This window comes from Paenibacillus sp. oral taxon 786 str. D14 (genome assembly GCF_000159955.1).
In the GTDB taxonomy this organism is placed as follows: domain Bacteria; phylum Bacillota; class Bacilli; order Paenibacillales; family Paenibacillaceae; genus Fontibacillus; species Fontibacillus phoenicis.
The window spans coordinates 1-1,324 of sequence record NZ_GG696026.1 but is presented as its reverse complement, the minus strand read 5'-3'; the positions used below and the strand labels follow the sequence as shown (position 1 = coordinate 1,324).

The 1,324-nt window shown below is 48.8% G+C and carries 1 protein-coding gene; it reads left to right on the top strand.

Features of this window, described 5'->3' with window-relative positions:
- A partial coding sequence (locus tag POTG_RS22510; protein WP_036646791.1) for a transposase occupies nt 1-1,192 on the top strand: 1,192 nt, incomplete at its 5' end.
- Between the last annotated feature and the right edge of the window lie 132 nt (nt 1,193-1,324).

Genomic DNA, 1,324 nt, shown 5'->3' with positions numbered 1-1,324 from the left:
GTATATTCTCCAAGAATGTCTGTTTTCCTTCGAAGAACTTTTAAAAATTCAACCCAAGGAGAGATTGCCGATCTTCTTCAGTTCTCTCGATCTGAGACCGTATGCCAAGGAACTGAGAAGCCGTTCACCCCGAGGCGCTGAGGGATACTGCAGACAAGGTATTCTACGAGCACTCTTGGCTGCGCCGCTTGAAGGAATAAGTACCTTTTCAGGGTTGCATAAGCGTTTGGATACGGATCTCCGGTTTCGTTATCAGTGTGGTCTTCCGCTGGATCGAGAAGCTCCTTCCATATCCACATTAAGCCGAGTTTTCTCAGAACTGACGAGAAAGGACTTGGCAAAACGGCTTTTTGAGGATTTGGTCACACGCTGTCAGCAGGAAGGTATCATAGAAGGCAGTAACGTCGCCATAGACAGCGCCGCTCTCCGCGCTTACGAGAAAAAGCAGCCCAAACGCAAAAGCGAGCAAACGGGTAATGCGAACTGGGGCGCAAAAATTGATTCCTTCGGCAATAAAATCACATGGTTTGGTTACAAAATTCATCTGGCGGTCGATACGAAAAGTGAATTGCCGATCGCCTTGGAAGTAACGCCGGCGCATGTCAATGATGGAGAAATGGCGCCGGGCCTGATCGAGAAAACAGCGTCCAGGACGAGCACACGATTTTTCATACTCGATGCGGGCTACGACCAAATGAAAGTTTATGAGGCCGCCCGCAACGTCAAGGCACAAGCCATCATTCCCCTTAATCTTCGGGGGGAGAAGGAACCGCCTGCTGGCATGACCTCGAACGGAACACCGTGCTGTTCCATGGGTTATGCGATGACATACTGGGGAGTTGACGGCGATATGCATAAATTTCGCTGCCCGCATGCCACGGGTAAAGTCGACTGTCCGCTTGGCATGGCTGCCTGCTCGTCTTCAAACTATGGAATGGTCGTCAAAGTAAATGCGAAGGATGATCTCCGGCGATACAGCATCCCTCATCGGGATACAAAGCGTTGGAAGGAACTTTACAATGAACGAACCAGCGTAGAACGCTGCAACTCCCGATTGAAAACCTATTTGACGGCAGACGCCGCACATGTCCGGGGCATTCAGAAAGTCACAACTCACCAGTATTTGAATGCCATTGTTCTGCTTGCATCTGCGCTCGCCGTTTCTCATCATTCAAAACGGGCTGCCGCTTAAAAAACGAGCTGTTCTAAAATTCTGCAAGTCTGCCCTTTTCTTCATCCATATAATACCATTTTCGAAAATTACCCCTTAACGACAGTGAATATGCTATCGCTTCTTCTCTGAAACGGAATTATGCAAAACACT